This window comes from Amycolatopsis pigmentata, from assembly GCF_042684065.1.
GTDB classification, from domain to species: domain Bacteria; phylum Actinomycetota; class Actinomycetes; order Mycobacteriales; family Pseudonocardiaceae; genus Amycolatopsis_E; species Amycolatopsis_E pigmentata.
The window spans coordinates 102704-110921 of record NZ_JBHUKR010000019.1 but is presented as its reverse complement, the minus strand read 5'-3'; the positions used below and the strand labels follow the sequence as shown (position 1 = coordinate 110921).

Genomic DNA, 8218 nt, shown 5'->3' with positions numbered 1-8218 from the left:
TCACTTCGGTCTCGCGGCATGGCACGAAACCGGCAGCGTCAACTGGGACACAGAACCGAGCGAGTGGCTGACGTCGGGCTTCGGCTACCGGCCAGGACCGGTGAGCTGGTGCCGCCAGCCATGCCGGTCGGGCACCCGACCCCGCTGGATGTCCGCCAGAGCCACCCCCAGCCGGTTCGCGACGGGCCCGCTCGTTTCGCCCACAGGGATTTCACCGGACTCGGTGACCACCCGTCCGATCGAGGTGATGAGTGCGGCGGTGCCGCAGGCGAACGCCTCGGTCATCGCGCCACTGCGGCAGTCGGCCTGCCACTGCGCGAGCGTAACCTGTCTCTCCTCGACGGTCAGGCCCAGTTCCGGGGCGAGTGCCAGAACCGAAGCCCGGGTCACTCCCGGCAGGATCGTTCCCGACAGCGGTGGGGTGACCAAGCGATCCCCGTAGACGAAAAAGATGTTCATGCCCCCCATCTCCTCCACCCATCGATGCTCGGCAGCGTCCAGCCACACGACCTGACGGCAGCCGTGTGCCCCGGCCTCCACCTGGGCGGCAAGTCCTGCCGCGTAGTTGCCGGCACACTTGGCCTCACCGGTGCCACCGGTGGCCGCGCGCACCCACCGGGTGCCGGCCCAGACCGATACGGGCGGTGCACCTTCACCGAAGAACGCCTCGGTGACCATCGCGAGTGCCAGGAACCGGTACTCGGTGGCGGGCCGCAGGGCGAGAGTTGTTTCTGTCGCGTACAGGATCGGCCGGAGGTAAAGGCTTTGCGACTCCACCGAAGGCGCCCAGCGCCGGTCCGCCGCGGCCAGTTCGGCGAGCGCGTCGAGGAACAGTTCCACCGGCGGTTCGGGCATGGCGAGCCGAGCCGCAGAGCGCTGTAACCTGCGGGCGTGGTCCGCCGCGCGGAACGCGGCGATCGAACCATCCGGCTGCCGGTAGGCTTTCAGACCCTCGAACACGATCTGGCCGTAGTGCAGGCCGACCATCGCCGGGTCCATCGTCAACGGCGCGTAGGGCACCACCTCGGCGTCATGCCAGCCACGGGTGGCCGACCACCGCACCGACACCATGTGTTCGGTGAGCACCTCACCGAACACCGGCAGCGTGGTCCTCGCGGCCAGCTCCGCATCGGGGATCCGGTGCGAAGCCGGCAGCAGCTTCCTGGTCCAGGGAATCGTCTTCGAGGCAACAGCCATCGTCACGCCATCGACACGAGCGTGCGCGCGCCCGAAAAGACGGACCAGGTGTCGCGACCGGCTTTCGTCGCGACGTGGTCCTTCGTCGACGGATAACAGGGCGGGGTGTCCACGCGTTCCATGCGAATCCTTCCCTTTTGTCATTGCGAGTTCGTCGTGGCCGGCCCTCCGGTGGAGGAAGGGGTGTCCGTCCACTGGTTCCGGTCAGCCGATGGTCGTGGCCGCCGGAGCGCGTTCCTCACCGAGGACGGTTCCGCCCGGCGGGCGATGGCTCACCAGCATGGCGGCCGCGGCCACAGCTCCCACGGACGCGCAAATGATCCAGAACGATCGCCCGGCCGCTTCGTACGCGGCGATCCCGAGCACCGGCGAGACCACCAGTGACAACGACCAGGCGCTTTCGAGTGCGGACATGTATCGTGCCCGCATCTCGACCGGCGCGATTTCCGCCACATAGGCGGCACCACGCGGAATGAAGATCACCTCGCCCATGGTCGCCACGACGACCGCGACGACCACCAGGAGTACGTCCGTCGCGAACAGATTCAGACCGAAACCGACTCCCGTCAGCAGGAAGCCCAGGGCGATCGCGATTCCCGAACGGAGCGTCGCGGTCACCGCGGAGGCCGGGAGACTCAGTATGACCACCAACATGCCGTTCAGTCCGACCAGTATTCCGAATTCACGCTGGGAGAGTCCTATTCTGTCGGTGAAGAGCGCGAACGTGGACTGGTACTGCATCAGCACCAACATCACCAGGAAATAGGCGGCCAGGAAGGTCAGGAACCGCCTGTCGCGGGTTACCGTCGACAGGGCGCTCCGCCGCCCGGCGCGCGCTCGGCCGCGCACCGGTGAGGCGGGCCCGCGGACGCCGAACAGCACGAGTGCCGCGTAGCACAGGCAACACGCGGCGGCGATTCCGAACACGTACCCGGTGCCCTCCCGGCTCAGCAGGCCGCCGATCATCGGTCCCACCGCGAATCCGGCATTGGTGAAAAGCCGGTAACCCGCGAACGCGGTAACCCGTTTCCCGGGAGGGACCAGGTCGGCCACGAGCGCGTTGGCCGCAGGCCGGTACATCTCGGCCATGAGTCCCGTGCAGACGGACACCAGGACCAGTACCCGATAGCCGTGCACCTGGCCGAGTGCGAGAAACCCGACGCAGGCGAAGACCGCGGACCCGGAGATGACCCGCTGCCGGGAGATCTTGTCCGCGAGGTGCCCGCCGACCACGCTCGAACCGAGCCCGCCGAGGCCGTAGGCGGTGAGTACGAACCCCGCCTGCCCCGCGGACAGCCCGATCGCCCGCAGATGGAACACCAGGAACACGATGGCGGAGTTTCCGAATCGGTTGATCAGCGCCGCAAGATAGAGCAGCCAGACCGCCGCGGGCATCGAGCGCAGACTGGTCCAGGTCGATTCCGTCTCGATCGTCCCCAAGTTCGGCCACCTGTACTTTCGGCCGTTCCTCCGGCTCACCCCCTACGCCGACTGGTACTCGGCGACATACTCGCCGATCGAGCACGCGAAGGCGGCCAGCGCGTGGAGCCTGGTGGTGGGGAACAAGGGCACGGAAACCAAGTGCCCCACTTCGTCGGGCGGGACGAGAAGCTCTATTTCCGTACAGCCGAGGATCACCCCCTGCGCGCCACGGTCGACGAGATTTTCGATGATTTCGAGGTACCTGCGGCGGGATTCACTCCGGAACGCCCCCCTCACCAGTTCGCCGAAGATGACGCCTTCGATGTCCGCCCGCTCGGACTTGGCCGGGGTCACCACACTCACACCGTGCCGCTCAAGCAGCCGATCACGATAGAAGCCCTGTTCCATGGTGAGCTCGGTCCCGATCAAACCCACCTTGTCGATGCCCGCGCTCTTCACCGCCGCAGCCGCGACGTCGACGATGTTGAGGACCGGCATGTCGACCGATGCGGCGATCTTCTCGGCCCAGAAATGACTGGTATTGCTGCAGATCACCATGAACTCGGCGCCGGCCCGCTCCAGCGTGCGGGCACCGGCGATCATCAGCTCGGCTATATCGTCGTACCGTTCGGCATGAAAGAGGTCTTCGATCTCGCCGAAATTCAACGATTGCAGGACACAGTAGGCGGACTCGCTTCCGCCGAATCTGGCACGCGCTGCCCGGTTGAGTACCCGATAATATTCGAGAGACGACTCCCAGCTCAGGCCGCCGAGAAGTCCGATTGTTTTCACGAGGTATTACTCCTGGATGGGCGATGGTCAGGTGATCCGCTCGATGACCTCGGTAGTCACGACTTCGGCACTGGTTCCGCGCTCATGTCCTGGCAGTGGACCCCCAGAGTGCGGATTCGAAAGGAACCATCAGCAACGTATCGTCGCCGGAGATGATCGGCAAGGCCCGAACCGGTGGCACGCCGCCGGGCTTGCTCCCGGCCGCCCAGGAGAGACCTTCGGCCGGCCCGAAGCCGATGTTCGACTGCACAATTTGCGCAGTCGAACATCTTGGCCCGACCCACCGGAAACTCGCCGGGATCGGCTCATTAAGCCGAACACCGACCTTCCGTAATCCACCCCTACGAGGCATCATGATATTTCTGGCGGATTGCCCGCCGGACACGACGGCCGAACCGAAGACCCTGGTACCCGGAGGCCCCGTTCGACATACCGGCGGTCGATGCGCCCCGACCGTGTCCATCGATCTAATTGACGTTACGCCAACAATCGCATGCGGACGGGGATCGCCGAAGGATCCTCCGCGAGTCCCCTTCCCGCCGGGCGTTCGTGCGGCCCGCTGACCACCCCTACCAGCGGAAACCGCGGCCAAGACGGCGTGAGCAGGGTCGTCTGAGCGGTTAACCATAAGGGCTGGCAACCCGTGAGCAATTGGCGTTAGTATCACGTTGCACGGGACGAAGGGCTCGGTACCACACTCCCCGGAAACGGGTCGCGCGCTCGATACGCGCCCTATACCGCGGCTCCATTCACCTCGTGCTGGGACGACGGCGCCCGGCCATGCACGGGGGTCGATGGGACGACCATGGGGGACACATGAGCACGCCCAAAAGTGGAGACCTAGCCGACTCGGAGGAAGCTGTCACGCAGGTCGCGATCGCATTGCTTAATCCGGGTGACTCGCCCCGCCTCGATGGCGAGAACATCGAACACGTCCGACTGCTGGCCGAATCAGGCAATGAGCTGCCGCCTATCCTCGTGCACCGCCCGACAATGCGCGTCATCGACGGTATGCACCGGTTACAGGCCAGCCAGCTCCGCGGCGATACCACCATCAACGTACGATTTTTCCATGGCGAAGACCGCGACGCATTCGTCCTCGCGGTGCGCTCCAACGTCACCCATGGACTGCCACTTTCGCTCGGTGAACGCACGGCCGCCGCACGACGCATCATCGTTTCCCACCCGCACTGGTCGGACCGTGCGATCGCGTCCATCTCCGGTATCGCACCGAACACCGTCGCGTCGCTCCGCCGCCGAGTGGCCCGCGACACTCCCGGCGGCACCACCATCGCCGGCCGGATCGGCCTCGACGGGCGAGTCCGCCCACTCGACCGCGAGCGCCGGCGTCAACACGCGGAAGAGCTCATGCGCGCCAACCCGCACTCCACCCTGCGTGAAATCGCCCGCCGAGCCGACATTTCACTCGGCACCGCGCAAGACGTACGACGGCGGCTGGGCCGGCGTGAAAATCCCGAACTGGGAAACCCGCACCGGACGACGACCCTCTCCGAGGAAACCGGATCCGAGCACAGACCGGCTGTCCCCGAACCCCGCACACGGTCCGATTCGGTCGAGTCCGCTCCCGCCGCGAACGACCCTCACCGAGAGGACATCCTGGATTCCTTGCGCAGCGACCCTTCCCTACGCTTCACCGAAGCCGGACGCAGTCTGCTGCGGCTGCTCCAACTCCACGCTCTCACCGCCGAACAATGGGACCAAATGGTAAACAAACTCCCCGCGCACTGCACGGAACTGGTCGCGACGATGGCCGCCGAGTGCGCCAATACCTGGTCGGAGTTCTCCGAACGAGTCCGCCGACGTGGCCCCATGTCGGCGTGAAACACTCGGGCGCTCCTATTCGTGCGCCGGCGCCTCGAACGACCGCGGGTGCGCGCGAACGGGACGCGACTCGGGTCACCTCGACCCGGAGGGCGGAGACCGTCAGATCAAGGGTGCGAAGAAGAAGGTGTCTCGCCGGGAAAAGGTTCCGTCACGGCTGACGGTGAAGAAGTCGGCGAACCGGGCGTCCACGATCTTGCCGTCGCGGAGCACGCCGTGGAAGGAACCTTGGACCGCCACCTGGGGGCCGGACACGATGACCGCGTCCAGGGTGTGTTTGCCTTCGCGGATCACGCGCTGTTCGAGGTAGAAGCGCTTCAACTGGTCCCGGCCGCGCAGCGGATCGTAGCCGGGACGGTGGTAGACGGCCTCCGTCCCGAACAGAACGACCAGGTTGTCCACGTCCCGGTTGTCGACCAGTTCGTAGTAGCGTCGGACCAGGTCTTCGCCGGATATGGTGTGCTGGGTCATTTTCTCGTCTCCCTCAAGGGCCGAGGCGGGGCTGCGCGGACCGAACGGCCAGGCGCGGCGGCGCGCGATAGCGAACCCCGTCCCGAATTCGGCAAAACCGGATCGCCCGTCGTTATTCGGAAAAGAACACCGCAGCGCGCGTTCGAAGAACAGTTTTCAGACTGATTGGTGGCCTGTCGGTCCGTCAACGCATCGAGCCAGGACAGGATCGAAGAAACCACGGCGGGACGCGTTCCCGCGAACTCTGTGACGCCCGGGGACGCCACACCACAACACGGGCAAAAAAGCCCAGGCGGCCGGTTTTCCAGCCACCATCAGGGCAACAGCGTGGCGGCCGCATATTGTCCATGAAAAGACAAAATCGTCGTCGCCATATACGACCGGCCCCCAGATCTTTTCTCGTTAGCGGATCGACGTGAGAAGTACACCAGCCATCGAAGCAATCGGTCAACCTTGGTCACCCGATCGGCGCATAATTCGCAATCAACGAACCCGGAATTCGGTAATTTCACCCGACTGATCCTTATGACATCACCGAGCGGCACAATCATCGCTACCGAACGAACGGCCGAGCACAGGCTTGAACCCGAAATTGGTCACCGGCAACTCGGCGGCCCGGACCTGGTCGGGCCCGACAGCCTCCGCTCAGGGACGGACCACGGCGGCGGCGCTGCCCCCGCGCCGGGTCGGCTCACCCGCGGCGAGAACCTTGCCGTGGCCCAGGAACTCGAGGCCGGAGGCGACCCCGATGGTGGGCGGGATCTTGATCGTCGGATCCAGCGCCGAGGTGTCGTTGACCGTGAAGCTTTGACCGAGCGCCCGCAACCCGGTGGTGGTCGGCTGATCGAGGAAGGCGGGTTCCGCCGTCGTGGTCGCCGTGTTGCGTTGCGAGGCTCGCGGCGCGGCGATCGCGTCTTCCAGGTTCATGCCGAAGTCGAGCCGGTTCAGCAAGATCTGCAGCACCGTGGTGACGATGGTGGAACCGCCGGGGGACCCGAGAGCCAGGAACGGTTTGCCGTGCGAGAGCACGATGGTGGGCGACATGCTCGACCGTGGCCGTTTGCCCGGAGCGGGCAGGTTCGGGTCCGGCGCGCTGCCCTGGGTCGGGGCGAAGTTGAAGTCGGTCAGCTCGTTGTTGAGCAGGAAACCACGGCCGGGCACCACGATGCCGCTGCCACCCAGTTGCTCGATGGTGTTGGTGTAGGAGGCCACGTTGCCGTAGGCGTCGGAGACCACGAAGTGGTTGGTGTGGTTCTCCTGGCCCGAAGCCGAGGCCGCCGACGCGGTGGCGCAGCCGCCCGGGGCCGCCGGGTCGCCCGGGCTCACCGGGCTGGTGGCGGCCTTCGCCGGGTCGATCAGACAGGCCCTGCTCGCACCGAAGGACGCCGACAGCAGTTGCCGCTGCGGGACCTTCACGTAGCGCGAGTCGCCGATGTAGCGGTTGCGGTCGGCGAACGCCAGCCGGCTGGCCTCCAGGTAGTGGTGCAGCGCCTGCACCCGGTCCATCCGCGCCAGGTCGAAGTTCGACAGGATGTTCAGCGCCTCACCGACGGTGATGCCACCGCTGGAGGACGGGGCCATGCCGTAAACGTCGTAACCGCGGTAGTTCACCTGCGCCGGTTCGGTATCCAGCGCACGGTAGGCGCGGAGGTCGGACAGGCGCATCGGGCCGCTGATCGGCTTCAAGGTGGCCCCCGGGGCCAGCGGCGGGTTCCCCACGGCGTCGACGACATCGCGACCGATCTCGCCGCCGTAGAACGCGCCGGCGCCCTCGCGTCCGATCTCCCGGTAGGTGGCGGCCAGGTCGGGGTTGCGCATCGTGGAACCGACCACCGGCAGCTGACCGCCCGGCAGGAACTGCTGGGCGGTCGAAGAGAACCGCGCGAACCGGCCGGCGTTCTCCCTCGTCTGCTCCTGGAAGGTCGCGTCGACGGTGAATCCCCGGTCGGCGACCTGCTCGGCCGGCCGCAGGTCCTCGGCCAGGCCGAACCGGCCCCAGCGGTGCAGCGCGCGCTGCCAGGTGGCCAGGTTTCCGGGCACACCGACGGAAAGTCCGCTGGTGACCGCCGTCGGGAACGCGTACGGCTTGCCGGTGGCCGGGTCGACGAACATGTTCTCGCCATCGGCCGCCGGCGCCGTCTCACGTCCGTCTATTGTGGACACACGATGGGCTCGGGCGTCGTAGTAGACCAGGTAACCGCCGCCTCCCAGGCCGGCGACGTACGGGTCGGTCACCCCCAGCGTCGCGGCCACCGCGACCGCCGCGTCCGCCGCCGTACCGCCCCGGCGGAGCACGTCGATACCGGCCTGCGTCGACTCCGCGGTATCCGAAACCACCGCGCCGAAATACCCTTCCGCGACCGGCTGCTTGGCTGCCACCGGCGCCGCCGCGCTCGGTAGGGCCCCCGCCACCAGGGTGGAAGCAGCCAGCAGTACAACCGAGACGGCCGAACCGGCACCGCGCGGCAGTCGCATGATCATCCCTCTCCGCCGG

6 protein-coding genes are annotated in these 8218 nt (G+C 66.6%); 1 reads left to right on the top strand and 5 read right to left on the bottom strand.

What is annotated here, in order from left to right; all coding sequences use genetic code 11:
* Window positions 1–84: 84 nt before the first annotated feature.
* The 3 genes from ACFSXZ_RS29845 to ACFSXZ_RS29835 form a co-directional block, all read right to left on the bottom strand.
* Window positions 85–1197, bottom strand: coding sequence for a branched-chain amino acid aminotransferase (locus tag ACFSXZ_RS29845; RefSeq protein ID WP_378268682.1), 1113 nt, complete (start codon window positions 1195–1197; stop codon window positions 85–87).
* 204 nt (window positions 1198–1401) lie between these two features.
* The gene (locus tag ACFSXZ_RS29840; RefSeq protein WP_378268644.1) at window positions 1402–2637 is read right to left on the bottom strand and encodes an MFS transporter; all 1236 of its coding nucleotides are present in this window, start codon (window positions 2635–2637) and stop codon (window positions 1402–1404) included.
* A 42-nt stretch (window positions 2638–2679) separates the two neighbouring features.
* Window positions 2680–3411 (bottom strand): aspartate/glutamate racemase family protein, encoded by a 732-nt coding sequence (locus tag ACFSXZ_RS29835; RefSeq protein ID WP_378268642.1) that lies wholly within the window; start codon window positions 3409–3411, stop codon window positions 2680–2682.
* Window positions 3412–4227: 816 nt separating this feature from the next.
* On the opposite strand from ACFSXZ_RS29835, the gene ACFSXZ_RS29830 reads away from it, so the two are divergent.
* A complete protein-coding gene (locus ACFSXZ_RS29830; RefSeq protein ID WP_378268641.1) occupies window positions 4228–5253 on the top strand; it encodes a ParB/RepB/Spo0J family partition protein in 1026 nt (341 codons plus the stop codon).
* A gap of 102 nt (window positions 5254–5355) precedes the next feature.
* Here ACFSXZ_RS29830 and ACFSXZ_RS29825 read toward each other — a convergent pair whose 3' ends face one another.
* Both ACFSXZ_RS29825 and ggt read right to left on the bottom strand, forming a co-directional pair.
* Window positions 5356–5724 (bottom strand): nuclear transport factor 2 family protein, encoded by a 369-nt coding sequence (locus ACFSXZ_RS29825; protein WP_378268639.1) that lies wholly within the window; start codon window positions 5722–5724, stop codon window positions 5356–5358.
* A gap of 645 nt (window positions 5725–6369) precedes the next feature.
* Window positions 6370–8199 (bottom strand): gamma-glutamyltransferase, encoded by a 1830-nt coding sequence (gene ggt, locus ACFSXZ_RS29820; RefSeq protein WP_378268637.1) that lies wholly within the window; start codon window positions 8197–8199, stop codon window positions 6370–6372.
* Window positions 8200–8218: the final 19 nt, after the last annotated feature.